Genomic DNA, 26,478 nt, shown 5'->3' on the forward strand with positions numbered 1-26,478 from the left:
AAAATTTATGAAGAGTTTAGTGTTTAAAAATTTTATTATCAATGCTTTAGGAATTTTATTTTCTCGCGTTTTGGGTCTAGCGCGTGATGTTTTAATCGCTCTTTTTTTGGGGGCTGGAATTTATAGTGATATTTTTTTTGTAGCATTAAAAATGCCTGCCTTTTTTAGAAGAATTTTCGCTGAAGGGGCGTTTGGGCAAAGCTTTTTACCTAACTTTGTCAAAGCAAAGAAAAAAGGCGCTTTTTGCGTGAGTGTGATGTATCAATTTAGTGTTATAGTGTTTTTATTTTGTCTTTTAGTAAGCTTTTTTTCTTCATTTTTTACCAAGCTTTTTGCTTTTGGGTTTAGTTCCGATACTATAGCTTTAGCCTCTCCTTTGGTGGCGATTAATTTTTGGTATTTGTTTTTTATTTTTTTGGTTACCTTTTTAGGAGCGATTTTAAATTATAGACAAAAATTTTTCATCACTTCTTTTTCGGCAGCTTTGTTTAATCTAAGTATAGTTATAGCCGCATTTTTTGTTGATAAAGATGCTCCTCAAGATACGCTTTATTATTTTTCTTATGCGACTGTATTAAGCGGTGTGGCACAATTGATTTTGCATTTAATGGTGTTGCGAAAAAATCCTGTGATACGCGCTATGGCATTAAGTGTGAAATTTAGACGAGCAAAGGCTAAACTAGAGGGTTTTTATAGCAATTTTTTTCATGGAGTTTTAGGCTCTTCTGCTACACAAATAAGCTCTTTGCTTGATACGACAATAGCGAGTTTTTTAATGACGGGTAGTATTTCTTATCTTTATTATGCAAACCGCGTTTTTCAGCTTCCTTTAGCTCTTTTTGCTATAGCCTTAACTCAAGTTTCTTTTCCTAAAATTTTAAAGCATTTAAAAAGCGATCAAGAAAATTTAGCCTTAAGTTTTATGCAAAGAGCTTTAGCGGTTTTAAGTATTTTGTTGATTGTTTCAAGTATTGTAGGTTCTGTATTTGCTTTAGAAATTTCAAAGCTTTTATTTGAAAGAGGGAATTTTACTCACGAAGATAGTATTATCACAGCTTATGTTTTAATCGCTTATTTGATAGGGCTTTTGCCTTTTGGCTTACAAAAATTATTTTCTTTATGGCTTTATGCTAAATTCAAACAAAAAACAGCCGCTTTTATCGCCTTTAAAGCTTTGCTTATTAGTGCTTTATGCTCTGTGCTTTTTATTTTTTTAATCAAAGATGAGAGTTTAAAGGTTATAGCTGTGGCGCTTTCAAGCTCTTTAAGTGCTTTTTATTTGCTTATTGCCAATATCAAAGAATTTGGTTTTAAGAACTTTTTTGCTTTAATATCTTTTAAATTTTGTTTTTTAATGATTACAGGACTTGTTGTTTTTACAATTTTGCTTTATGAGATCAAGCCTTATCTTATAGAGGCTTTGTTGTGGATCGTTGCTAGTGTTAAAGGAGTGTTTTGATGAAATTAATGGATAGCGTTTTAAAAGAAAAAATCGAACTTGATCAAGATAATGTCAATATTTATTTATGTGGACCTACTGTGTATGATGATGCGCATTTGGGTCATGCTAGAAGCAGTGTTTGTTTTGATTTGTTGCGTAGAGTTTTACTTTCTTTGGGCTATAGGGTGCAATTTGCTAGAAATTATACAGATATAGACGATAAAATTTTAAAAAAAATGAGTGAAAGCGGTAAGAGCTTAAATGAGCTTGTTGAGTTTTATATAGCAAATTACGAAAGAGATATGAAAGCTTTAAATGTTTTAGAGCCTGATTTTAAACCTCGTGCGACATATTATATAGAACCTATGTTAGATCTTATCCATAAGCTTAGTAAAAATGGCTTTACTTATACTTTAGAAGATGGAGTGTATTTTGATACTAGCAAAGATGAGGATTATCTAAGCTTATCTCATCGTAACACAGAAGAAAATGTTTCAAGACTGAGTAATGAAGTTGAAAAAAGAAATGAGAGTGATTTTGTTCTTTGGAAATTCGATGAAAATTTTTATGATAGTGAATTTGGAAAAGGGCGACCAGGTTGGCATACTGAATGTGTGGCTATGATTGATTCTATTTTTGGCGATACTCTTGATATACATGCAGGTGGAGTGGATTTGTTATTTCCTCATCATGAAAATGAGGCAGCACAATGTCGTTGTGCGTGCAAAAGAACTTTGGCAAAAATTTGGCTTCACAATGGCTTTGTAAAAATCAATGGAGACAAGATGAGCAAAAGTTTAAACAATAGCTTTTTCTTAAAAGATGCACTCAAAGATTTTATGGGAGAGGCTTTAAGATTTTATCTTTTAAGTTCTCATTATAGAGCTCATTTTAATTATTCTTTAGAAGATTTAGAAAATGTAAAAAAACGCTTGGATAAGTTTTATCGTCTTAAAAAAAGACTTGCTGTGGGAAAAACCCCAGATTTTGGAATTTTAAATGATATAGAGATTCATAGCAATATCGCCAAGCAAATCTTAGAAGTTTTAAGTGATGATTTAAATATCTCTAAGGCTTTGGCGCTTTTAGATGAGTTTATAACTAATGCAAATTTAGAGCTTGATCAGCAAAGTAAAAATAAAGAATTAAAACAAAAAATCAAAGAAGCTTTAAGCGAACTGGCTAAAATTTTTGGCTTTGGTTTTATGGATGAAAATTTATATTTTCAATGGGGTGTCGCCAAAGAGTTGAAAGAAAAAATTCAAGATCAAATTTTGCAAAGAAACGAAGCTAAGAAAAATAAAGATTTTGCCAAAGCAGATCAGATCAGAGAAGACTTGCTCAAGCTTGGTATTGCTTTGCAAGATACGCCGCAAGGAACGATTTGGGAGAAAATTTAAATGCATAAAGATATGACTCTTAAAGATGTTTTAATCCGTTTTAAGCCTTTTTATAAAAAATACAAGAAAGAATTTGCCATTGCTATTTTTGGGATGATACTTACTAGTATAGGAACAGCTGGAAGTTTCGCATCTTTAAAGCCTATTTTAGATTATATTTTTGTTGAAAAAAATGAGGCCTTGCTCTATACCTTACCTTTTCTACTTGTTATTATTTATATTTTAAAGAATTTGGGTTTTTATTTACAAACTTATTATTTAAGTTTTATAGGAATGGATACTTTAAGAATTTTGCGTTTTAAGGTTTTAAAAAATCTTTTAAAGCTTGATATGGATTTTTTTAAACGCAACAGAAGCGGAGAGCTAGTAAGTCGTTGCACTAATGATATTAACGCTCTTCAAAGCATAGTTTCTAATATCATTCCTGATTTTTTTAGAGAGCTTTTAACCATTGTGGGTTTATTGATAGTGGTATTTTATCAAAGTCCTATTTTGGCTTTTTTTGCTCTAGTAGTTTTACCTTGTGCGATTTTGCCCTTGGTGCATTTTGCTAGAAAATTAAAAAAATACGCTAGAAGTATACAAGAAACAAATTCTGATTTGCTTTCAAGACTGAGTGAAATTTTTTCAAATATTGAGCTTATTAAGGCGAGCAATACTCAAAACAAAGAAAGCGAAAAATTTGCCAAACAAAACAATGAGCTTTGTCGTTTGAATTTAAAATCCACTCGCATTGATGCTCTAACTAGTCCACTTATGGAGATTATTGGATCGCTTGGAGTGGCTGCGGTAATTATCATCGGAGGAAGAGAAGTGATCCATGGTACGATGAGCGTGGGTAGTTTTTTTGCTTTTATTACAGCACTTTTTGCTATTTATACACCCTTAAAAAGATTATCTTCGCTTTATGGTAGACTACAAGGCGCAATAGCAGCAAGCGAGAGGACTTTTTATTTACTTGATTTAGAGCCACAAATTCTAAATGGAAGTAAAAACTTAGAAAGTATAGCAAGGATTGAATTTAAACAAGTAGATTTTGCTTATGAAAATCCTTATAAGAGTGTTTTAAAAGATATTAATTTTGAATTTAACAAGGGTGAAATTCTTGCACTTGTTGGAACAAGCGGGGGTGGAAAATCATCTATCATCAATCTTTTAATGCGTTTTTATGATAAGCAAAAGGGTGAGATTTTATTAAATGATCTAGATATCAGTGAATTTAGCATAGAAAGCTTGCATGATAGAATAGGCCTTGTAACACAAAATATTTATCTTTTTAACGACAGCTTTGCTGAAAATGTAGCCTACAGCGAAGAGCCTAATAAAGAAAAGATTATCAAAGCTTTAAAACTAGCCAATGCTTATGAATTTGTCCAAGAAATGGGAGGAATTTATGCAGAGATAAAAGAGCATGGTAAAAATTTAAGCGGGGGTCAAAAACAACGCATTGCCATAGCTAGAGCCTTGTATAAAAATCCTGATTTGCTTATTTTTGATGAAGCAACTTCAGCTCTTGATAATGAAAGTGAAAAAGCCATCATCGAGACTATAGAAAATTTAAAAAAAGATAGACTTGTTTTAATGATTGCCCATCGTTTAAGCACTATAGAAAATGCAGACAAGATCGCAGTGATTGATCAGGGGCAAATGATTGCTATAGGAAGCAATGAAGAGCTTTTGCAAAGTTGCGAACTTTATCAGAAATTTAAAAACAAAGAAGTAGATAAAGTCTAGTTTTAAGTTAAATTTAGTTAAAATTTTAAAAAAACGAGGAATAATATGCTTTATAATTTTATAAAACCCTTACTTTTTAAGCTTGATCCTGAAAATGCTCATGCCTTAGTGGAGGGCAGTTTAAGGTCCTTAAATGCCACTTTGCCAGGCTCTTTGAGCTTTTTTGCTTATAATTATATTGTAAATGATGATAGCTTGAAACAAAAATTACTAGGACTTGATTTTAATAATCCTGTGGGTTTAGCAGGAGGATTTGATAAAAATGCCACCATGATACGCCCTTTAGCGGCTCTTGGTTTTGGTTTTTTAGAGTTTGGAACCTTTACTCCAAAGCCTCAAGAGGGAAATGAAAAACCGCGTTTATTTCGCCTTGTAAAACAAGAAAGCATACAAAATGCAATGGGTTTTAATAATCAAGGAGCAGAAAAAATCGCCGCAAGATTATCAAAAATTTATCCTTTTGTTTTGCCTTTGGGAGCAAACATAGGAAAAAATAAGATCACAAGCAATGATAAAGCTTTGGAGGATTATTTTACTTTATTTAGAAATTTTAAAGATTTGTGTGATTATTTTATCGTCAATATTTCTTCACCTAATACTAAAAATTTAAGAGAACTTCAAAATGATGATTTTTTAAGTCATCTTCTTGAAGAAGCTAGAAAAATCACTAACAAACCTATTTTGATAAAAATCGCTCCTGATATGCCTATAGATAGCGCTTTAAAGCTTTGTGAAAATGCTATCTTAAAAGGAGCAGATGGTTTTATCATAGCCAATACAAGTGTAGATTATTCTCTTCTTGATAATAACAGAACTTTTGGCGGCATAAGCGGAAGGCTCATCACTGAAAAAAGCGGTATTTTCTTTAAAGAGCTTGCTAAGGTTTTATTTGGAAAAACTTTACTTATTGCAAGTGGAGGGATAGACAGCGGCGAGCTTGCTTATGAGCGAATCAAAAATGGAGCTAATTTAATACAAGTTTATACAGCATTGATTTTTAAGGGGCCTTCATTGGTAAGAGATATTAATAAAACTCTTATAGAATTATTAAAACAAGATGGTTTTATGCATATTAGCGAAGCGGTGGGAGTAAATTTAAAATGATAGACTATAGTAAAATTACACTAAAAAATAAACTAGATGTTTATACTTTTCCTGTAAATAAAAACAGCGATGTTATCAGTGTAGATATTTTTTATAAAGTGGGTTCAAGAAATGAGATCATGGGAAAAAGCGGTATAGCTCATATGCTTGAACATTTAAATTTTAAAAGCACTAAAAATTTAAAAGCAGGGGAATTTGATGAGATAGTTAAGGGCTTTGGCGGGGTTGATAACGCCAGCACGGGTTTTGATTATACTCATTATTATATCAAATGTTCTAAGAAAAATTTGGACAAAACCTTAGAGCTTTTTGCGGAGCTTATGGAAAATTTAAGCCTTAAAGATGAGGAATTTCAACCCGAAAGAAGTGTGGTCTTAGAAGAGCGTAGATGGAGAACGGATAATAATCCTTTAGGGTATTTGTACTTTAGACTTTTTAATCACGCTTTTATGTATCATCCTTATCATTGGACCCCTATAGGCTTTTTTAAGGATATAGAAAATTGGAGCATAGAAGATATTAAAGAATTTCATAGTACTTATTATCAGCCTAAAAATGCTATTTTGATAGTAAGTGGGGATATTGATAGCGAAGAGGTTTTTAGTGGAGCCAAAAAACATTTTGAAAAAATCAAAAACACTAAACCTATTCCAAAAATTCATACCAAAGAGCCTAAACAAGATGGAGCTAAAAGGATAGAGATTAAAAAACCAACTCAAACCGAACTTCTTGCCATAGGTTTTAAAATTCCTAATTTTAAACATAAGGATATACCTGCTTTAAATGCCTTAGCAGAACTTTTAGGAAATGGAAAAAGTTCTATGATGAATGAAATTTTAGTCGATGAATTAAATTTAGTCAATGAGTTTTATTCTTTTGCAAATGATTGTATAGATGAGAATTTGTTTATTTTTATTTGTAATTGCAATGTGGGCGTAAAAGCAGAAAAAGTAGAACAAGAGCTTTGGAAGATCATAGATAGACTTAAAAAGGGCGATTTTTCGAGCAAGGATTTGCAAAAAGTAAAAAATAATGTCAAGAGTGATTTTATCTTTTCACTCGATACAGCAAGTGCGGTTTCAAATACTTATGGTTCTTATTTGGCTAGAGGGGATTTAAAACCTCTTTTAGAATATGAAAGCAATATAGCCCATTTGTGCGAGCAAGATTTGGTTAAAAGCGCTAAAAAATATTTTGATAGATCAAATTCGACTACATTGATTTTAAGAAAGGATTAAAAATGGATAAAAATATCATTATCGGAGCAATGACAGCTTTGATTACACCTTTTAAAAATGGCAAGTTAGATGAGCAAAGTTATGCAAGATTGATACAAAGACAAATTGATAATGGCATCGATGCGGTAGTTCCTGTTGGGACAACAGGAGAGAGCGCGACTTTAACCCATGAAGAACATAGAACTTGTATTGAAATTGCAGTAGATATTTGTAAAGGAACTAAGGTTAAAGTTCTAGCGGGTGCTGGAAGTAATGCTACCCATGAAGCTGTGGATTTGGCTCAATTTGCCAAAGAGCATGGAGCAGATGGAATTTTAAGTGTGGCTCCTTATTATAACAAACCAACACAGCAAGGACTTTATGAGCATTATAAAGCGATCGCAAATAGTGTGGATATTCCTGTGCTTTTATACAATGTCCCTGGAAGAACAGGCTGTGAAATTTGCACTGAGACTATTATTAAATTATTTAGAGATTGTGAAAATATTTATGGGGTTAAGGAAGCAAGCGGAAATATAGACAAATGCGTTGATTTGCTTGCGCATGAACCAAGGATGATATTGATTTCAGGTGAAGATGCGATCAATTATCCTATACTTTCTAATGGGGGCAAAGGGGTGATTTCAGTTACTTCAAATTTGTTGCCTGATATGATTAGCAAGCTTACTCATTTGGCTTTGGAAGAAAATTATAAAGAAGCTAAAAAGATTAATGATGAGCTTTATAATATCAATAAAATTTTATTTTGCGAGAGCAATCCCATCCCTATAAAAACTGCCATGTATATAGCAGGACTTATTGAAAGTTTGGAATTTAGACTTCCTCTTTGTTCTCCAAGTAAGGAAAATTTTGCTAAAATTGAAGAAGTGATGAAAAAATATAAGATCAAAGGATTTTAATGAATACAGAATTTCAAGGAAAAACTTTAGTGATTAGCGGTGGAACTCGCGGGATAGGTAAAGCTATAGTTTATGAATTTGCTAAAGTGGGTGCAAATATAGCTTTTACTTATAATTCTAATGCGCAAATTGCTGATGAAATGGTTCAAGATTTGGAGAAAAATTATAAAATCAAAGCTAGAGCTTATGAGTTTAATATCTTAGAACCTGAAACCTATAAAGAACTTTTTGAAAAAATTGATGTGGATTTTGATAGAGTGGATTATTTTATCTCAAATGCTATCATTTCAGGACGTGCGGTTGTAGGTGGCTATACTAAATTTATGAAGTTAAAACCAAAAGGAATTAACAATATCTTTACCGCTACTGTAAATGCTTTTGTTGTAGGAGCTCAAGAAGCAGCTAAGAGAATGGAAAAAGTAGGGGGTGGAAGTATTATTTCAATTTCTTCTACTGGAAATTTGGTTTATATAGAAAATTACTCAGGACACGGCACAGCAAAAGCTGCGGTTGAAGCAATGGCAAGATATGCAGCAACAGAGCTTGGAGAAAAAAATATCCGTGTAAATGTAGTCAGCGGTGGGCCGATTGAAACAGATGCTTTAAGAGCTTTTACAAATTATGAAGAGGTTAAACAAGCAACTATAAATTTAAGTCCTTTAAATCGTATGGGACAGCCTGAAGATCTAGCTGGTGCTTGTCTTTTTCTTTGCTCAAATAAAGCAAGCTGGGTAACAGGACATACTTTCATCGTAGATGGTGGAACGACTTTTAAGTAAGATAAAAATTTAATTTTACTTAAAAAATATTATTTATTTTTTAAGTGCTTGCTTAAAAACTTGCACTTATAAAAATAAATTTTTTAAAACAATTATAAAAACAGAGTTTAATCAAGTTTTAGCTTCCAGCCCATATAAGCACTCAAAAGCGTAAATAAGAAAATCAAATTTAAAAATAAATCGCCAAATCCAATATAACCTATAGACAATACACTATAAAAAAATCCACCCACAGCAGAATAAATACAAATCGTACTTAAAGAGCCATTTTCTGCCATTTGTTTGCAAGGACAAATTTTATAAAATTTTTTATCATTGAATTGATTTTTTTTCTTATTTCCTAAGAGCAAGCCCAAAAGCGCAAAAGCATCTAAAAAAACAAAGAAGCAAAGCAACACAAAATCTAAATTCACAAAAATCACCTTTAAAAATATCTAAGCCAAGAAGGTAAATGCACTTGTTCAGCTCTAAGGCTTGTTTCTTGCCCATGTCCAGGTAAAAGTCTAAAGTCTTCTTTATAAGTCATCACTTTTTCCAAGCTTTGTTTCATTAAATTAGCATCTGAATAAGGAAAATCCCATCTTCCTATACTTCTATAAAATAAAAAATCTCCGCTAAACATCAAATTTTCACCCATAAGTTCTATCATGGTACAGCCTGGCGTATGCCCAGGGAGAAAATGGAATTTAAACCGAGTGTTAGAAATTTCAAGCTCATCTTCATTTTCGATTAAAACATCAGCTTTACTTGGCTCAAAACCTTTTCCAAAAGGATCTTGTAGCATAAATTCATCATTTTTATGGATATAAATAGGAATGTCAAATTCTTTTTTTACTCTAGCATTATCCCATACATGATCATAATGCCCGTGAGTGTTTAAAATCGCTAAAGGTTTTTTAGCGTATTGCTTTATAAAACTTAGAGCATTAACGCCAGGATCTATTATAAAATCCCCTTTAGAGGTGTTTAAAATATAGCAATTTGTCTCATAAGGACCGCAAGCTTGTTTTAGAATTTGCATTTTTAGCCTTTTTTATTGAAATTTGAACCTAAAATGAATTATAATTATACATTGATTGTTTAAAGGTAAGTTTATGGATTGTGAAAAAATTTCTCAGACTTTATGTGAATTCATTCAGCACAAGGTTAAGGACTCGGGCTTAAATGGCGTTGTTTTAGGACTTAGCGGGGGGATTGATTCTGCTTTGGTGGCGACGCTTTGTAAGAAGGCTTTGGGTGAAAATGTTTTTGCGCTTTTAATGCCTACAAAATTTTCTAATCAAGAAAATTTAAACGATGCTTTAAAACTTTGTCAAGAATTGAATTTAAAATACAAAATCATAGAAATTCAAGACATTTTAGAGGCTTTCTTAAAACAAAGTGAAAATACAGATGAGTTAAGCAGGGGAAATTTTGCTGCACGTATTAGAATGAGCTTGCTTTATGATTATTCTGCTTTAAAAAAAGCTTTAGTGGTTGGTACTTCAAATAAAAGCGAATTACTTTTGGGTTATGGGACGATTTATGGAGATTTAGCTTACGCTTTTAATCCTATAGGAGAGCTTTATAAAAGTGAAATTTATGGATTAGCAAGATATTTAAATTTAAATGAAAAATTCATTCAAAAAGCTCCAAGTGCGGATCTTTGGATAGGACAAAGTGATGAGAAAGACTTGGGTTTTTCTTATGAGCTTATAGACAAAGGATTAAAAGCGCTTGAAAATCAAGATATGAAAGCATTAGAAAATTTAGATAAAAAATTATTAGATATGCTTCAATCAAGAATAAAAAACAATGCTTTTAAAAGAAATATGCCTGAAATTGCGAGTTTGAATAAATAATGAATGAAGAAAAAAAGTATCAACTTTGGCTTGATAATTATTTTTTTAAGCCCAGCTTTTTTCAAAAATGTTTAGCTTTTATTTTTTTACCTTTGAGTTTGCTTTATGGTTTATGTGCGATTTTAAATACTTGTTTTCGCCAAAAGATTGATTTTAAAAAACCCATTATAAGCGTAGGAAATTTAAGCTTTGGAGGAAATGGAAAAACGCCTATTTGCAAGGCTATAGCAAGGGAATTTGAAGGCGTTTTTATAGTGCTTAGAGGCTATAGGCGTAAAAGCAAGGGTTTGCTTGTGGTTAAAAATGAAAATGCAATTTTAGCTCAAGTTTCACAAAGTGGCGATGAGGCGATGGAGTACGCATTTGAAGAGTGTGTAAAGGGTGTGATTGTAAGTGAAGATAGGGTAGCAGGAATTCAAAAAGCTTTTGAGTTAGGGGCTAAAATAGTGCTTTTAGATGATGCTTTTTCTAAATTTCATATCCAAAAATTTGATATTTTACTTGAAAGCAAGATCAAGCCTTATTTTAATTTTACCTTACCAAGCGGTGCTTATCGTTTGCCTAAATTTTATGAAAAAAAAGCTGATTTTATAGCTTGTGAGGGTAGGGATTTTATACGCTATTCTTATGTAAAAGAAAATCCTAAGGCAGTTTTAGTTACAGCGATTGCAAAGCCTTTTAGGCTTTATGAGCATTTTATAAAGGCTAGGGCTTGTTATTTTTTTAAAGATCATTATGAATTTAAAAAAGAAGAATTGCAAGCTTTGTTGGATAAACATCATTGTGATACTTTAATGCTAACTTTTAAGGATTATGTTAAGGTGAAGGATTTTGGATTTAAGTGTCAGATTATAGAATTGAATATAGAATTAAAAGAAAATTTCAAAGAAAAATTATATCAATATATAAGGAGTTTTAATGTTGCTAGTTGAAAGTAGAAATATAAACAATAAAGTAGATTTTAAAAATGCATTAGTTAATCCCAATGCTCCACAAGGTGGGCTTTATTCGCCTTTAAGTTTACCTCAATTTGATGGGGAAAAATACACGAACTTATCTTATAAAGAATTTGCTTTAAAGTTGATAGAGAGTTTTGAATTTGGACATGAGGCTTTGTTTGATAAAGCTTTAAAAAGTTATGAAAAATTTGATGATAAAAACTCACCTATCGCTTTAAAAAAGATAAAAGATAAAACATACATCAACGAGCTTTGGCATGGGCCTACAAGAGCCTTTAAAGATATGGCTTTGCAACCTTTTGGAGTGCTTTTAAATGAATTTTCTCAAAATGAAAAAATTTTAATCATTTGTGCTACGAGTGGAGATACAGGACCTGCAACGCTTAAAAGCTTTGAAAATTTAGAAAATATTAAAGTGCTTTGCATGTATCCAAAAGGTGGAACAAGTGCTATACAAGAGCTTCAAATGAGAGCTTTAGATAAGGGAAATTTAAAGGTTTTTGCTATCAGGGGAGATTTTGATGATGCACAACGCACTTTAAAAAATTTGCTTGCAAAAGAAACTTTTAAGGACGAGTTAAGCAAAGTAGGATACGGACTTTGCGCTGCTAATTCTGTAAATTTTGGTAGAATTTTATTTCAAATCATCTATCACTACTATGCAAGCTTAAAACTTTATCATGAATTTAAAGAAGAGATTGAAATTCTTATACCAAGTGGGAATTTTGGCAATGCTTTAGGAGCGTATTATGCTAAATTAATGGGAGCTAAAATTTCTAAGATAAAAATTGTTTCTAATGCTAACAATATCCTTACTGATTTTTTCACCAAAGGAGAATATGATCTTAGGGATAGAAGTTTAAAAAAGACGATTTCTCCAGCTATGGATATACTTATTTCTTCAAATATTGAAAGATTGTTATTTTCTAAATTTTCAGATCTTAGGACTAATGAATTGATGAATTTGTTAAAAACTGAGAAATATTTCAAATTAGAAAAAGAAGAATTGCAAAGCTTACAAGAGGATTTTGAAGCTGATTTTTGTACTGATGAAGAATGTATGAAATTTATTAAAGAGAGTAAAATTTTAATCGATCCTCATACAGCAACTTGCTTTAAAATGCTTGATACTTCAAAGCCAAGTATTATTACTTCAACAGCAGAATGGACTAAATTTACTCCGAGTATGGTAAAAGCACTTTTTGGTAGAGAATGCAAGGATGAAAAAGCAGATTTTGAGCTTTTGGCTAAAGAATTTAAAGTAGATATCAAAAAAGATCTTTTAGAGCTTTTTGATCTTAAAAATGCTGATGAAAAAGTCTACGAGATAGGAGATATCGAAGGTGAAATTTTAGAATGGATTAAAAAATGATTATCATACCCACAAGACTAGCTTCAACGCGTTTTCCTGAAAAAATTCTTTGTGATATAGGTGGTGTGCCTATGTTTATCGCTACTGCTAAACAGGTTTCTAGTGTGGATGAGGTTTGCATAGCAGTAGATGATGAAAAAGTGTTAGAAATTGCCAAACAATATGGTTTTAAAGCGGTTTTAACAAGCAAAAATCATGAAAGTGGCACAGATAGGATCAATGAAGCTTGTAAAAAGCTTGGTCTAAAAGATGATGAAATCATCATCAATGTACAAGCAGATGAACCCTTTATAGAATGCGAGAATTTAGCCAAATTTAAAGAATTTGCTAATTCTTGTTTGAAACAAGAAGCTTTTATGGCAAGTTGTTATAAAGATATCAGTAAAGATGATGCAAGCGATCCGAATTTGGTGAAAGTGGTTTGCGATAAAAATGATTTTGCTTTATATTTTTCAAGAGCGAAAATTCCTTACGAAAGGGCAGACTATGAGGAAAGTTTTAAAGGACATTTAGGAATTTATGCTTATAGTGTTAAAGCTTTGCGTGAATTTTGCACTTTGGAAAATTCCGCCCTTGAAAAAGCTGAAAAATTGGAACAATTAAGAGCTATTGAAAATGGCAAAAAGATAAAAATGCTTCAAATTAACACTAGTAGCATGGGGATTGATACCAAAGAAGACTATGAAAGGGCTTTGCGAATTTATTTAGGAAAATAATTTATTCCAAATTGGAACAAATTTTGCTTGTATGATTTATAAAATATATTTAGGTTGAAGGCAGAAAAATCTAAATTAAGGAATTAATATGAGTATCTTTAGTATCAATGATAACTCAAACTACGGCTCTATACTTTCACAAGCAAAAGCTAATAAAGAAAGTAAAGAAAATTCTAAAATAAGTTTTGCTAATGCTTTTTTAAAACAAAATGCTAGTAAATTAAATGAAATTCAAAATGCAAATTCACAAACTCTAGCAAGAAGTGAAGTATTAAATTCTACTAATACAACAAATACTAGCAATAATACTAATTTTAGTATAAGTAGTAAGACAAGTTCTCCTAATTATGATATATCAAGTGAATTTAAAAACTCTATTTATACTCTAAAATATAAACAAGTAGATTTAAGCACTGATACAGCCTATGGTTATAGTGTAGATAAAAATGGCTATATGGGAAGTGATTTTAATAAAGCTGCAGGACTTCCTGAAGATTTTAAGATACATAAATCTACTTTGGATGAGATAGAGAGATTTAATCAACATAATATGGCTAGTGAAACCAGTGGAAACTATTATGATAGTTTTGATATGGCTTCTATTGTTAAATCCCATTATAATAGTTTTAATCAAGTAATAAGTGCATTTCCAAATGATAAAACAAGTTTTAGCGAAGCTGATTTAGAGCAATTACCAAAAGGACTAAATGATGGTTGCAATCAAAACAAAGAATATATTGTAACACATATATTTAACGCAGAACAATTTCACGAAGCACAAGCGATTAAGTATTCTACTATGAATTTGGGTATGAACCTTATGAAACTTGACTTTTCTCCGCAAAGCATGGAGCAAGGACCTTCAAATGAAGGCGGATTTAATCCTGATATGTCAGTTTATCCAAAAAATGAAGATGGAAGTTATTCTAAAGAAGCTTTATTTATGAGTTTTTTAAAGTCTTATTCGCCTATTCCATCCTCAAATCAAGTTGTTTTGAGTCCTGAAGCAAAAGTTCGTGAAGCAAAACTTGAGCTAGAAATGAAAGCAAATCCTTCTTTTAGCGTTTCCTTAGATGACATTATGACAGGTAAGGTTGATTTTGCAAGTTTATTAAAAGGTTATGCACAAGATGGTTGGCTTGATGCAGGTATATATGCAATGGAAAAAGGAGTTAAATGGCAAAATGTATACGTAGGCAGTGGAATCTCTTTTGATAGAGAATTTCATCAAGCAAAAGCTAATGGTTGGAAAGCAAGCAGTGAAAGTATAAATTCTTATGTTGGATCTATAATGGATAGACTTAATAATCTTATAGGACAAACTAGGGTTTAAGGGTTATGGATAAGTAGGTTTAAAAACTTGTTTATCTATATAAAAAAATAGAAAAATCTAAATTAAGGAATTAATATGAGTATCTTTAGCATCAATGATAACTCAAACTATAATTCTATACTTTCACAAGCAAAAGCTAATAAAGAAAGTAAAGAAAATTCTAAAATAAGTTTTGCTAATGCTTTTTTAAAACAAAATGCTAGTAAATTAAATGAAATTCAAAATGCAAATTCACAAACTCTAGCAAGAAGTGAAGCATTAAATTCTACTAATACAACAAATACTAGCAATAATACTAATTTTAGTATAAGTAGTAAGACAAGTTCTCCTAATTATGATATATCAAGTGAATTTAAAAACTCTATTTATACTCTAAAATATAAACAAGTAGATTTAAGCACTGATACAGCCTATGGTTATAGTGTAGATAAAAATGGCTATATGGGAAGTGATTTTAATAAAGCTGCAGGACTTCCTGAAGATTTTAAGATACATAAATCTACTTTGGATGAGATTAAAAAAGCTGCCGAAAATGATCCTGTTGTTTCAAGTACAAAAGAATACTTAGGCGTAAGCGAGTATTATACTAATATAGATATGGCTGAAACCATAAAACAATATTATAATCTTTTTTCTAATGCTTTAGGTCAAAGTTTTCCAAATGATAAAACAAGTTTTAGTGAAGCAGATATAAATTCTATGCCTAAGGGGTATGCTATAAATGGAATAAAATCGATGGATTTTAATGATCCAAGCAATAGAATGAATATCACTCACTTAAGAGATTTTTCAAATTCTTCTATTACAAATATTTATCAAACCCCTGAACAAATGAAAGAAGCTGAAAGTTTATATATACAATCAGGATCTTTAATAGATGGCATAAATGGACATAGTTTTGGTTTATCTTTGGAAGAAATCAAAAATGTTTCTAAAGGTGAAGATTGGCAATTTAATCCTGATATGTCAGTTTATCCACAAAATGAAGATGGAAGTTATTCTAAAGAAGCTTTATTTATGAGTTTTTTAAAATCATATGGTAGCGGACAACCTGTTGAGAGTTCAGAAACTACACTTAATCCAAAAGTAGAAGCTTACAATAGGGCTATGGCTAAAGAAAGTTTTAATGGTGATAGCATTGCTTTAAATGACATCATGACAGGCAAAGTAGATTTTGCAAGTTTATTAAAAGGCTATGCACAAGATGGTTGGCTTGATGCAGATATATATGCAATAGAAAAAGGAGTTGCTTGGCAAAATACAAGCATAGGTTATGGTGGAGCTTGGTTTGATAATCAGTTTAATCAAGCAAAGGCTAATGGTTGGAAAGCAAGTAACCAAAGTATAGACTCTTATGTTAATTCTATAATGGATAGACTTAATAATCTTTTGGGACAAACTAGGGTTTAGGAAGTATTAATTTTTTAAGTTTGAAATAAATTGCTAATAATAAAATAAGATAAAATTAGTATAATTTTTTTACAAAAAAATTTGAAAGGAAATTATGAAAAAAATTATTTTGATTTTTATCTCTTTTTTTGCTTTAAATTTGAGTGCAAAAGATTTGGTTGTAGGAATGGAGCTTGGATATCCGCCTTTTGAAATGAGCGATAAAACAGGCAAAGCAAGTGGAATTAGCGTGGATTTTTTAGAAGCTTTTGCAAAGAAAAACGGCTATAAACTTGTAGTAAAAAATATCGCTTGGGATGGTTTAATACCTGCTTTAAAAACAGCCAAGATAGATCTTATTATGTCCTCTATGACAATTACCGATGAGAGAAAGAAAGTGGTGGATTTTAGCATTCCTTATGCTAAGGCAAATTTGGCTATTTTAACTCCTTTGAACTCTGATATTACAAATATCAAAGATTTAGATAAAAAGGGCAAAGTTTTGGCTTTAAAGCGTGGTTCTACAGGGCATTTATATGCGGTTAAAAATTTAAAAAATGCAACTATTAATTTATTTGATAAAGAAAATGCTGCTATTTTGGAAGTGATTCAAGGAAAGGCTGATGGATTTTTTTATGATCAACTTACGATTTATCGGACTTGGCAAAAGCATCAAGATACAACCAGAGCCATTTTAGCGCCTTTTCAAGAAAATCCTGAGTTTTGGGGTATAGCTGTAAGAAAAGGTGATGAAGCTTTAAAGGACAAGCTTGATAATTTTATTGATGAGAGTAGGAAAAATGGCTTTTTAGATTTTTTGGGCAATAAGTATTTAAAAGACATTAAAGAAGTTTTTAAGCAAAATAATATCACTTTTTTCTTGTAGGCTTTTAATAAAATATTGATAATTAATATTAATTTTATAAATTTTGATATACAATATCATTATCTAAATTTTAAATAAAAGGATTTAAGATAATGAAAAAAGTTGCATTTTTTTTGTTATTTTTGTTTTTATCTTGCACTGTACTAAACGCAGCTAGGGAGTATTGCAAATATGCTTATCAAGAAGATAGAGCTATGCCTTTAATTTTAAATTATGGAATAAGATTGGGGATAGTAGGTGCTGGGGTTGCGAATGTACCTGTACCGGGCGGAAGTACTTACAATTCAAAAATTGACATGATGGCTGCAAGATGCCACCAAGCTTAGTTTTTGGGTGTATTTTACAATGCTAGAATTTATTTTTACTCTTATTTTAGATTTTACTTTTTATTCTATCAAGACCCTAGAAAAAGTCTTTCTAGGGCGAACAGCCTTAGTAATTCTTTTTGTTGTTTTTATAGCTCTTTTTTGCGTTAAAGGCTTGTTTTTGTATATACTTTTAGCTTTAGAATTATTTTTGCTTTTGTATCTTTTTCTTGGAATTTTGTTTTTAAGATTTTATAAATCTTAGGTTACAAAGCTTTCCACAAGCCTTTGCACTAGCAAATTCCATCCATCCACTAATACAAAAATTAAGAGTTTAAAAGGCAATGAAATCATAACAGGAGGAAGCATCATCATCCCCATCGCCATCAAAACCGAACTCACAACCATATCGATAACCAAAAATGGCAAATAAATCAAAAAGCCTATCTCAAAAGCAGTTTTAAGTTCTGAAATCATAAAAGCAGGAACTAAAACCGTAAGTGGAACATCATCTATGGTTTTGGGATTGGGTAGATTGCGTATGCGATAAAAAAGGGCTAAATCTTTTTCGCGAGTATTTTTAAGCATAAAATCTTTAAAAGGTTTCACACCTCTTGCAAAAGCTTCTTCATAGCCTATTTGCTCTGCTAAATAAGGCTTGATGCCTTCATTATAAGACTTTGTAGCCACAGGCTCCATTATAAAAAAGGTTAAAATCAATGCCAAGGTTACTAAGATGGTATTAGGCGGCATACTTTGAGTTCCCATAGCTTGACGCAAGAATGAAAAAACTACAATCAAGCGTAAAAAAGAAGTCATAACAAAAATTATACTTGGAGCTAATGCAAGTATGGTTAAGACTATGACTATGTTTAATGTTGTAACAAGTTGATTAGGAGTATCAGGAGCACTTAGGCTTAAATTTACTGTAGGAATTGTTGCTTCGGCAGCGAAAATAACGCTAAAAAAACCGCTGATAAACAATAATGTTAAAATTTTTTTCAAAAATAAACCTTGATTAAAAAATGAAACTTAATTTTAACTTTTACTCACTAAAAAAGAGTTTAACTTGTTTTAATTTAGAGAAAAATTTAACTTTAAAATGTTAAAATTAAAATAAAATTATCCTCAAAAGGCTTTTTATAATGAAAACTTCCATTTTGATTTTAGCAGCAGGACTTGGAACAAGAATGAAATCTGAAAAACCAAAGGTATTGCAAGAGCTGTGTCAAAAAAGCATGATTTTACATATCTTAGAGAAAGCTTTTGCTATAAGTGAAGATGTGAGCGTGGTTTTATCTCATCAAAAAGAACGCGTTGAAAAAGAAATTTTAAAACATTTTCCTAAAACGCAAATTTTAGAACAAGATTTGATCAATTTCCCAGGCACTGCGGGCGCTTTAAAGGAATTTAGGCCTAAAAATGAAAAAGTTTTAATTCTTTGCGGGGATATGCCTTTGGTTGAGCAAACAAGTTTGGAAGCTTTGTTGAGTAATAATGCAAAATTAAATCTAGCAGTTTTTAAAGCAAGAGATCCTAAAAGTTATGGTAGGGTGGTGATAAAAAACGATAGCGTTGAAAAAATTGTTGAATTTAAAGATGCAAATACGCAAGAAAAAGAGATAAATACTTGCAATGCTGGGGTTTATGTGATTGACTCGAGACTTTTAAAAGAGCTTTTACCTTTGATTGATAACAATAATGCGGCAAAAGAGTATTATTTAACCGACATTGTAAAACTAGCAAAAGAAAAAGATGTGATGATTAAAGCAGTTTTTGTAGATGAAGATGAATTTATGGGGATTAATGATAAATTTGAACTCAGTATAGCTGAAAATTTCATGCAAGAAAAAATTAAAAAATACTGGATGCAACAGGGTGTGATTTTTCATTTACCGCAAAGCACTTTTATAGGTGCAGATGTTGAATTTGTAGGTGAATGTGAAGTATATGAAAATGTAAGGATAGAGGGCAAAAGTAAGATTATAAACTCTATCATTAAAAGTTCAAGCGTGATAGAAAATTCCATCGTAGAAAATAGCGATGTAGGGCCTTTGGCACATTTGCGTCCAAATTGTGAGTTAAAAAACACTCATATAGGAAATTTTGTAGAATGCAAAAATGCAAAGTTAAATACCGTAAAAGCAGGGCATTTAAGCTATTTAGGAGATTGTGAGATAGATAGTGGAACCAATATAGGCTGTGGGACTATCACTTGTAATTATGATGGGGTAAAAAAGCATAAAACCATTATAGGAAAAAATGTTTTTGTAGGTTCGGATACACAATTTATCGCACCTGTAAAAATCGAAGATGAAGTAATCATAGCAGCAGGAAGCACAGTAAGTGTCAATGTAGAAAAGGGTGCTTTGTTTATCAATAGAGCAGAGCATAAAATGATAAAAGATTATTATTATAAGAAATTTCAAAAATGAAAACCATACTTTTAGCCATTAGTGGCAGTATAGCTTTTTATAAATCTTATGAGCTTATTTCTTTGTTTAAAAAAGAAGGTTTTAGGGTAAAAGTTTTGCTTTCTAATGGTTTGTTAAAATTTGCTAGCAAAATGAGTTTTGAAGCCTTGGTTGATGAAGTTTTATGTGAGGAAAATGAAAGTTGGCAAAATTCAAACAATCACATAGCTTTTAGCAAGGATGCAGATCTTGTTTTGCTTGCCCCTGCAAGTGTTAATTCTATCAATAAACTTGCTTTTGGTATAGCAGATAATCTTTTTATCCAAACCTTAATCGCAGCAAACAAACCTCTTATCATAGCTCCTGCGGCAAATACAAATATGTTTCATCATTTTAGCACGCAAAATTCTTTAAAGATACTTAAAGAAAATAAAGCTTTGATTATAGAGCCTATTTGTAAAGTTTTAGCTTGTAAAGATGAAGGTATCGGAGCTTTGGCTGAAGTAAAAGATATCTTTAATATAAGCAAAAGAGAGCTTTTCAAGCAATCATTTTGGTGTGATAAAGAAGTTGTCATTAGTGGTGGGGGGACAAAAGAAAAGATTGATAATGTGCGTTGTGTGAGTAATTTTTCAAGTGGAAAAATGGCAAAGGCAATCGCTGATGCGTTTTATTTTTTGGGGGCTAAAGTAACGCTTTTGAGTTCGGTTTATTTTGATACTCCTTATTCTCTTAAGAGTTTTGAAAGCTCGCGAGAATTAAAAGAATTGCTAGAGCAAAATTCAAACAAAGATTATTTAATCATGGCGGCAGCTGTAAGTGACTTTATACCTGAATTTAAAAAAGGCAAAATCAAAAAAAATGAGCATTTAAAGGGTTTAAATTTGCATTTAAGATTAAATGAGGATTTGCTTAAAAATTTAAATTTTAAAGGTAAAAAAATAGGCTTTAAGATGGAATTTGACGCTCAAAATGCTTTAGAAAATGCGAAAAAATCGCTTAATGATAAAAAACTTGATATGGTTTGTTTAAATATCTTAGAAGAGGAAAATTATTTTGGAAGTTCTAAGAATGAAATTCATTTTATTACAGTAAATAAGATAGAAAAAAGCGGTTTAAAAAGCAAGGAAGATTTGGCTTTTGATTTGGTTTCTTGGTGTGAAAAAATATGAATATGATAAACTCAACCCTACCTATACAAATGAAAGTTTTAGCAAAATCAGGCTATGCACACTACACACTTTTGCTCAATCATAGAAAAATTCAAACCAAAAGCATGATAGAATTAGAAATTGGAGCTGAGTATTTAGCCGAGCTTTATATAGAAAAAGGCGGCGCGATCGCATTTAAGCATTTATCTAAAAGGCCTGATTTTCATCCCTTTGAAGAGGGATTATCTTTGATGGTTGAAATTTTAGAGGGTAGGATTGATTATAAAAAATATATTATTTCAAATCTTTTAGAGTGCAAAGATAAAAATAAATATCATATTTTAAAAGAAATGCTTTTTGCAAGTTTTGAAAATATTTATCATATCCCTTTTATCTTTAAGGGTAAGGCTTGTTTGTTTCAGATGAAAAAAAGGGTTAAATTTTTAGAAATTTATCTTTATTTTAGCGTTTTTGGAGCTTTGAAAATTCTGATCGATGAGGGTGGAATTTCGATATTTACCCCCTTTTTTAAGGTGCAAAAATTTTTAAACGAGCACTTGCAATTTAATGTTTTGCAAGATAAAAATATACAACCTTTATTTGTATTTAAAAAATTATTTGATTTTAAAGGGTGATAATGAATGAATTAAAACATCTTGCTGTTGTAATGGATGGCAATAGGCGTTGGGCTAAGGCAAAAGGTTTTTTAGCTAAGCTTGGATATTCTCAAGGTGTTAAAACCATGCAAAAGCTGATGGAAGCTTGTGTAGAGGAGGGAATTTCAAATTTAAGCCTTTTTGCTTTTAGCACGGAAAATTGGAACAGACCTCAAGATGAGATTGAATTTATTTTTGAGCTTTTGGATCGTTGTTTGGACGAAGCCTTAAAAGAATTTGAAAAAAACAATGTAAGATTAAGAGCTATCGGGGATTTATCAAGACTTGATACACATTTACAAGAAAAAATAGCCCTTGTGGAAGAAAAAACCAAGCACTGTGATTTGCTTTGTGTGAATTTAGCTATCAGTTATGGAGCAAAAGATGAAATCGTGCGTTCGGTTAAACGCTTGATTGAAAAAGGCTTGGAAATCAATGAAAAAAACATAAGCGATAATTTAGATTTGCCTTTGGATGTGGATTTGATGCTTCGTGTGGGAAATGCTAAAAGATTGTCTAATTTCTTGCTTTGGCAATGTGCTTATGCAGAAATTTATTTTAGCGAAACCTTATTTCCTTCTCTTACAAAAAGAGAATTTAAAAAAATCATAAAAGAATTTAGAAAAAGAGAGAGAACTTTTGGAAAATAATCCCATAGCTTTTTTGATTTTAGCTATTTTAGGAGCGAGCTTGGGTTCATTTTGTATGAGCTTAACAATGCGTTTTTGTGAAAACAAGCCCTTATTAAGCTTGCGTTCTTATTGCTTTTCTTGCTATCAAAAACTTAAGCCTTTGGAATTAATACCCATTTTTTCTTATATTTTTCTTCGTTTTAAGTGCAAAACTTGTCATATTAAAATTCCTTTTTCTGTTTTTTTGGCTGAAGTTTTGGGGATGATTTTTGCATGGATTGCTTATTTGCTAAGCCAAAATATAGGGGAATTTATCCATTTACTGATTTTTCTATTTGTTTTATTTGCACTCTCTTGCATAGATTTAAAATTTCAAGCTGTGCCTCAAAAATTGCTTTGGTTGATTTTTTTTATTGCATTTTCTTTTGCTTTTAATAGCAATGAATTTGCGTATTTTTTTATATTTGAAAATTTTCAAAATGGATTTATGGTTCAAGCTTTTATTTTTGCTGGTTTTTTGTTTTTACTTAAAAATTTTATAGCATTTTTAAAAAATTTTAGAACAAAAGACATACAAGAAAATTTAGGTGATGCGGATATTATTATCCTTGCTAGTATGGCAGGGGTATTTGGTTTTAAGAGTGCTTTTATAATTCTTTTTCTTGCTTCGTTATTGTCTTTACCCTTTTTTATCCATAATAAAAATACAAAACTAGCATTTTTACCCTTTATCAATGCTGCTTTTGTGATATATTTGATATATTTGATTGTTCAGGAATTAATATGAAACTTGCTTTAAGATATGTTTTAAATCAATTTTTAAGTACAAATTTATCGATTTTTTTTGTGCTTTTTACTATAGTTTCTATGGTTTTTTTTATACAACTTGCTAAGCTTACTTCTAGTATAGAGATTAATTTTGCAGATTTGCTTAAATTATACGGCTTTATGCTGCCTAGAATTCTTATTTTTACCCTGCCTATAGCTTTTTTTATCGCTCTTACTTTGGCTCTTTTTAGGCTTTCTAGAGAGAATGAAAGCATAGTGTTATTTACCTTGGGATTTTCACCTAAAATTTTAGCTAAGTTTTTTTTAAAAATCGCCGCTTTAGTAAGTGCATTGATGTTAATTATAGCTTTGGTTATGATACCTATAGTGTTTGAATTGCAAGATAATTTTGTTAATTTTAAAAAAACTCAGGTTAAATTTAATTATAAAACGGGTGAATTTGGACAAAGATTTCTTGAATGGATGATTTTTATTGAGAAGCAAGAAAGTGATAGATATGAAAATATCATCATGTATCATCCAAAACGCAATATAGAAGACAAAGAGCAATTGATTATCGCAAAAGAAGCAACAGCACAAAGAAATGAAGACAGCTTTGCTTTTAAGCTTTCTAATGGCAAAATGTATAATTTTGAAAATAGCCAAACGCTTTTTATTGGAAATTTTGATAAGCTTATAGTCAATACACAATTTAATGATCAAAATTTACAAACTAAAAAATTTTATGAGTATTGGAATGATTTAAATACAAATCCCAAACGCGCGAAAGAATTTGTAATCTATGTAACCATAGCATTATTTCCACTCGCAAGTACGCTTTTTGCCCTTTCTTTTGGTATAGTAACTTATCGTTATGAAAAAGGTTTTATTTATTTTGGGATGTTTGGGGTTATTGCTGTGTATTTTGGGCTTTTAAGTTCTTTTTCACAGCCTCCTATTTTAGCTTGTATTGGAATATTTGCTTTAAGTTTTATTGCGTCTATTGTTTGTTTTAAAAAGATGATTTTGAGTCGTTATTGATGAAATTAAAAATTATTTTTTCCTATGATGGATCGAAATTTTTAGGTTCAGCTACCCAACCTCACAAAAAAAGCGTTCAAGATGCCTTGCAAGATGCCTTAAGTCATCTTGGAATTTTTTCCTCTGTTTTGATGGCTTCTCGCACAGATAAAGGGGTGCATGCAAGCTATGCTGTTGCTTGCGTGGAATGCGGGGAGCATTTTAGGGATTTAAACTATCTTAAAAAACAAATCAATAAATTTTCTCATCCTTTTATACATGTTAAAAATTTAAAAATCATGCCTTCAAATTTTGAAGTAAGATACGATGTAAAAAGTAGAGAATATCGCTATATTTTTTATCACGGGGTTTATAATCCTTTTTTAGCTTCTTATGTTCATTTTTATCCTTTTATTGATGTTTTAAAGGCTGATCTTGTTTTGCAAAATTTTGTAGGTATTAAGGATTTTAAATTCTTTTGCAAGAGCGGAGGAGATAATAAAACGACTATCAGAGAAATATTTTTAGCTAAAGCGTATTCTTATAAGGATTTTACCATTTTTCGTTTTAAGGCTAATGGTTTTTTAAGGGCGCAAATAAGACTAATGGTTGCGAGTGTTTTAAAAGTTTTAGAAAATAAGATGAGTATAGAAGAGTTAAAAGAGCAAATCGAAGCTAAAAAACAATACAATCATTTTTTAGCCCCGCCTTGTGGACTTTATCTGAGTAGAATTTCTTATTAGAAAGTTTCGTAAAAATCAAAACCTTTATCTTTTAAGATATTTCTAACTTCTTCTTGATGTTCTTTGCCTTTAGTTTCTAAGGTAATAGAAATCATAGCATCGCCATAATCAAGCTTTGTTGAAAATCTATCATAATCAATTTTGACTATGTTTGCATTGGCTGATTTTAAGCTATCTGTAAGATTAAGTAGGGCTCCTGGTTTATCGATTAAAGTAACATTGATTTGCATTTTACGATAAGCTTTAAAAAGACCCTTTTCTATGATGATATTTAGCATTTGCACATCGATATTGCCGCCACTTAAAACAACGCCGATTTTTTTAGAATCTTTTATATCTATTTTTTGATGAAGTAGGGCGGCTACGCTTGCAGCACCTGCGCCTTCAACTATAATTTTATGTTTTTCAAGCAAAAACAATACCGCATTAGCGATTTCTTCATCGTCTACTTGAACAAATTCATTCACGCATTCAAGGATGATACCTAGGTTAATAGGATTAGCATCGCGCACAGCAATACCGTCTGCTATAGTACGGACGCTTTTAGAGTTTTTAACCTCTTTTGCTTTAAAGCTATCATGCATTGCAGGAGCTCCTTTAGCACCTACTGCAATAATTTTGATATTGGGATTAATCTGCTTTGCAGCGCTTGCTATACCGCTAATAAGTCCACCACCGCCTACAGGAGCTATGATGGTATCAAGATCGCTTACATCATCAAGCATTTCAAGCATAAGTGTGCCTTGTCCTGCCATTACAAGTTCATCTTCAAAAGGATGAATAAAACTTAATCCATTTTCTTTCGCATAGTTTGTTGCAAAAGCATAAGCTTCGTCAAAATTATCACCCTTTAAAATAACTTCTGCACCCAAGCTTTTGGTAGCAGAAACTTTTAAGAGAGGGGTGGATTCTGGCATCACGATTATAGCTTTTGTGTCAAATTTCTTTGCACTTATGGCAACACCTTGAGCGTGATTTCCAGCACTAGCAGCTATAACTCCTGCTTTTTTAGCTTCTGGGTCTAAATTAGCTATTTTGTTATATGCACCGCGAATTTTATAAGCTCCTGTAATTTGCAAATTTTCATTTTTTAAATACACTTCACTTTTGCAAAGTTCGCTTAAAAAAGAAGAGTGTATAAAAGGAGTTTTGCTTACAAAATCAGCAATTTTTTGTTTGGCTTGATAAATTTTGTTCAGTTCTAACATTTGCTTATCCTATATTGATAAAGTGGCAATTCACGCATAATGCATTTATCCTGTATAAAATTAATCTTTAAATTTTCGCATTCTTTAGCAACTTCATTGTTGCAAATTCCAAGCTGCAGCCAAAAATTTTGAATTCCTTTACGGATAATACTTGGGAGTAATGAAGAGGCAAATTCGCCCTTGCGAAACATTAAAACAAGATCTATTTTTTCATCGATATCATCTAAGCTTCGATAAACGCGTTCTCCTAAAATTTCATCACATTTAGGATATATAGGATAAATTTTATAATGATTTTCTTGTAAAAATTGTCCTATCATAAAAGAAGGCTTGCTTTCATCGGGGCTAAGTCCTACTATGGCAATGGTTTTTGTGTTGTTGAGTATTTTATCTATGATTAAATTTTCATCCATCGTTGTTACTTTATATAAAAATTTTAAAAATTTAATCATAATCTTATTTCGCTTAAAAATAGATTTTAATTTAAAAA

At 31.2% G+C, this 26,478-nt stretch carries 28 protein-coding genes; 23 read left to right on the forward strand and 5 right to left on the reverse strand.

Going from position 1 to position 26,478, the window contains the following annotated elements:
* Window positions 1–7: 7 nt before the first annotated feature.
* Genes murJ through KAR67_RS06950 form a run of 7 tightly spaced genes read left to right on the forward strand, consistent with a single transcriptional unit; the run spans window position 8 to window position 8,595 of the window.
* Entirely contained in the window at window positions 8–1,459 is a 1,452-nt protein-coding gene (murJ, locus tag KAR67_RS06920) for a murein biosynthesis integral membrane protein MurJ (protein ID WP_002776704.1), read from the forward strand.
* Window positions 1,459–2,841 carry a cysteine--tRNA ligase gene (cysS, locus tag KAR67_RS06925; protein WP_131235508.1) on the forward strand — a complete coding sequence of 461 codons (1,383 nt, stop codon included), beginning with the start codon at window positions 1,459–1,461 and terminating at the stop codon, window positions 2,839–2,841. Before murJ ends, cysS begins: the two co-directional genes overlap by 1 nt.
* A complete protein-coding gene (locus KAR67_RS06930; protein ID WP_002793421.1) occupies window positions 2,842–4,575 on the forward strand; it encodes an ABC transporter ATP-binding protein in 1,734 nt (577 codons plus the stop codon). It abuts the gene before it with no gap.
* Window positions 4,576–4,620: 45 nt separating this feature from the next.
* A complete protein-coding gene (locus KAR67_RS06935) occupies window positions 4,621–5,679 on the forward strand; it encodes a quinone-dependent dihydroorotate dehydrogenase (protein ID WP_002799651.1) in 1,059 nt (352 codons plus the stop codon).
* A complete protein-coding gene (locus KAR67_RS06940) occupies window positions 5,676–6,917 on the forward strand; it encodes a pitrilysin family protein (protein ID WP_002776712.1) in 1,242 nt (413 codons plus the stop codon). The genes KAR67_RS06935 and KAR67_RS06940 overlap by 4 nt, the downstream gene beginning before the upstream one ends.
* 2 nt (window positions 6,918–6,919) lie before the next feature.
* A complete protein-coding gene (gene dapA / locus KAR67_RS06945; RefSeq protein ID WP_002776714.1) occupies window positions 6,920–7,816 on the forward strand; it encodes a 4-hydroxy-tetrahydrodipicolinate synthase in 897 nt (298 codons plus the stop codon).
* A complete protein-coding gene (locus tag KAR67_RS06950) occupies window positions 7,816–8,595 on the forward strand; it encodes an enoyl-ACP reductase (RefSeq protein WP_002780350.1) in 780 nt (259 codons plus the stop codon). Before dapA ends, KAR67_RS06950 begins: the two co-directional genes overlap by 1 nt.
* A gap of 107 nt (window positions 8,596–8,702) precedes the next feature.
* On the opposite strand, the gene KAR67_RS06955 is transcribed toward KAR67_RS06950, so the two are convergent.
* Together KAR67_RS06955 and KAR67_RS06960 are read right to left on the reverse strand one after the other, a co-directional pair.
* On the reverse strand, window positions 8,703–9,008 hold the full coding sequence (locus KAR67_RS06955; protein WP_002776716.1) for a hypothetical protein: 306 nt from the start codon (window positions 9,006–9,008) through the stop codon (window positions 8,703–8,705).
* A gap of 11 nt (window positions 9,009–9,019) precedes the next feature.
* Entirely contained in the window at window positions 9,020–9,616 is a 597-nt protein-coding gene (locus tag KAR67_RS06960; protein ID WP_002776717.1) for an MBL fold metallo-hydrolase, read from the reverse strand.
* A 73-nt stretch (window positions 9,617–9,689) separates the two neighbouring features.
* On the opposite strand from KAR67_RS06960, the gene KAR67_RS06965 reads away from it, so the two are divergent.
* The 9 genes from KAR67_RS06965 (at window position 9,690) to KAR67_RS07005 (ending at window position 17,661) form a co-directional block, all read left to right on the forward strand.
* Window positions 9,690–10,436 (forward strand): NAD+ synthase, encoded by a 747-nt coding sequence (locus KAR67_RS06965; protein ID WP_002776720.1) that lies wholly within the window; start codon window positions 9,690–9,692, stop codon window positions 10,434–10,436.
* Window positions 10,436–11,368, forward strand: a complete 933-nt coding sequence (locus KAR67_RS06970) for a tetraacyldisaccharide 4'-kinase (RefSeq protein ID WP_002776725.1) — start codon at window positions 10,436–10,438, stop codon at window positions 11,366–11,368. The genes KAR67_RS06965 and KAR67_RS06970 overlap by 1 nt, the downstream gene beginning before the upstream one ends.
* On the forward strand, window positions 11,355–12,767 hold the full coding sequence (thrC, locus tag KAR67_RS06975) for a threonine synthase (protein ID WP_002799649.1): 1,413 nt from the start codon (window positions 11,355–11,357) through the stop codon (window positions 12,765–12,767). The genes KAR67_RS06970 and thrC overlap by 14 nt, the downstream gene beginning before the upstream one ends.
* Window positions 12,764–13,483 carry a 3-deoxy-manno-octulosonate cytidylyltransferase gene (kdsB, locus tag KAR67_RS06980; protein WP_002859834.1) on the forward strand — a complete coding sequence of 240 codons (720 nt, stop codon included), beginning with the start codon at window positions 12,764–12,766 and terminating at the stop codon, window positions 13,481–13,483. The genes thrC and kdsB overlap by 4 nt, the downstream gene beginning before the upstream one ends.
* Before the next feature lie 88 nt (window positions 13,484–13,571).
* Window positions 13,572–14,816, forward strand: coding sequence for a hypothetical protein (locus KAR67_RS06985; RefSeq protein WP_162284545.1), 1,245 nt, complete (start codon window positions 13,572–13,574; stop codon window positions 14,814–14,816).
* A 75-nt stretch (window positions 14,817–14,891) separates the two neighbouring features.
* Window positions 14,892–16,226, forward strand: coding sequence for a hypothetical protein (locus KAR67_RS06990; RefSeq protein ID WP_162284544.1), 1,335 nt, complete (start codon window positions 14,892–14,894; stop codon window positions 16,224–16,226).
* Window positions 16,227–16,320: 94 nt separating this feature from the next.
* A complete protein-coding gene (locus KAR67_RS06995; RefSeq protein WP_002776733.1) occupies window positions 16,321–17,091 on the forward strand; it encodes a transporter substrate-binding domain-containing protein in 771 nt (256 codons plus the stop codon).
* 92 nt (window positions 17,092–17,183) lie between these two features.
* Window positions 17,184–17,417: a hypothetical protein gene (locus KAR67_RS07000; RefSeq protein ID WP_052777430.1), complete on the forward strand. Its 234-nt coding sequence runs from the start codon at window positions 17,184–17,186 to the stop codon at window positions 17,415–17,417.
* 19 nt (window positions 17,418–17,436) lie between these two features.
* Complete coding sequence (locus KAR67_RS07005; RefSeq protein WP_002780361.1) at window positions 17,437–17,661, forward strand: hypothetical protein; 225 nt, start codon at window positions 17,437–17,439, stop codon at window positions 17,659–17,661.
* On the opposite strand, the gene fliP is transcribed toward KAR67_RS07005, so the two are convergent.
* Window positions 17,658–18,392, reverse strand: coding sequence for a flagellar type III secretion system pore protein FliP (gene fliP / locus KAR67_RS07010; protein WP_170876443.1), 735 nt, complete (start codon window positions 18,390–18,392; stop codon window positions 17,658–17,660). The two genes, KAR67_RS07005 and fliP, sit on opposite strands and share 4 nt — an antisense overlap.
* Before the next feature lie 149 nt (window positions 18,393–18,541).
* Here fliP and glmU point away from each other — a divergent pair, with 149 nt between their 5' ends.
* From glmU to truA, 7 genes are read left to right on the forward strand one after another with little or no spacing between them, the layout of a single operon-like run.
* Window positions 18,542–19,831, forward strand: a complete 1,290-nt coding sequence (glmU, locus tag KAR67_RS07015; protein ID WP_002780362.1) for a bifunctional UDP-N-acetylglucosamine diphosphorylase/glucosamine-1-phosphate N-acetyltransferase GlmU — start codon at window positions 18,542–18,544, stop codon at window positions 19,829–19,831.
* Window positions 19,828–20,982 (forward strand): bifunctional phosphopantothenoylcysteine decarboxylase/phosphopantothenate--cysteine ligase CoaBC, encoded by a 1,155-nt coding sequence (gene coaBC / locus KAR67_RS07020; RefSeq protein WP_131235505.1) that lies wholly within the window; start codon window positions 19,828–19,830, stop codon window positions 20,980–20,982. The genes glmU and coaBC overlap by 4 nt, the downstream gene beginning before the upstream one ends.
* Window positions 20,979–21,596 (forward strand): hypothetical protein, encoded by a 618-nt coding sequence (locus tag KAR67_RS07025; RefSeq protein WP_002776746.1) that lies wholly within the window; start codon window positions 20,979–20,981, stop codon window positions 21,594–21,596. Before coaBC ends, KAR67_RS07025 begins: the two co-directional genes overlap by 4 nt.
* Window positions 21,597–21,598: 2 nt before the next feature.
* Window positions 21,599–22,267: a polyprenyl diphosphate synthase gene (uppS, locus tag KAR67_RS07030; RefSeq protein WP_002780363.1), complete on the forward strand. Its 669-nt coding sequence runs from the start codon at window positions 21,599–21,601 to the stop codon at window positions 22,265–22,267.
* Window positions 22,257–23,036 (forward strand): A24 family peptidase, encoded by a 780-nt coding sequence (locus KAR67_RS07035; RefSeq protein WP_002780364.1) that lies wholly within the window; start codon window positions 22,257–22,259, stop codon window positions 23,034–23,036. The genes uppS and KAR67_RS07035 overlap by 11 nt, the downstream gene beginning before the upstream one ends.
* Window positions 23,033–24,058 (forward strand): LptF/LptG family permease, encoded by a 1,026-nt coding sequence (locus KAR67_RS07040; RefSeq protein WP_162284543.1) that lies wholly within the window; start codon window positions 23,033–23,035, stop codon window positions 24,056–24,058. The genes KAR67_RS07035 and KAR67_RS07040 overlap by 4 nt, the downstream gene beginning before the upstream one ends.
* The gene (gene truA / locus KAR67_RS07045; RefSeq protein ID WP_087721314.1) at window positions 24,055–24,780 is read left to right on the forward strand and encodes a tRNA pseudouridine(38-40) synthase TruA; all 726 of its coding nucleotides are present in this window, start codon (window positions 24,055–24,057) and stop codon (window positions 24,778–24,780) included. The genes KAR67_RS07040 and truA overlap by 4 nt, the downstream gene beginning before the upstream one ends.
* On the opposite strand, the gene ilvA is transcribed toward truA, so the two are convergent.
* Together ilvA and KAR67_RS07055 are read right to left on the reverse strand one after the other, a co-directional pair.
* Window positions 24,777–25,988, reverse strand: a complete 1,212-nt coding sequence (gene ilvA / locus KAR67_RS07050; RefSeq protein ID WP_023361896.1) for a threonine ammonia-lyase — start codon at window positions 25,986–25,988, stop codon at window positions 24,777–24,779. The genes truA and ilvA overlap by 4 nt on opposite strands.
* The gene (locus KAR67_RS07055) at window positions 25,982–26,401 is read right to left on the reverse strand and encodes a CoA-binding protein (RefSeq protein WP_002841485.1); all 420 of its coding nucleotides are present in this window, start codon (window positions 26,399–26,401) and stop codon (window positions 25,982–25,984) included. Before KAR67_RS07055 ends, ilvA begins: the two co-directional genes overlap by 7 nt.
* Window positions 26,402–26,478 lie beyond the last annotated feature (77 nt).

Source organism: Campylobacter sp. JH32, assembly GCF_017846535.1.
Classification (GTDB): domain Bacteria; phylum Campylobacterota; class Campylobacteria; order Campylobacterales; family Campylobacteraceae; genus Campylobacter_D; species Campylobacter_D coli.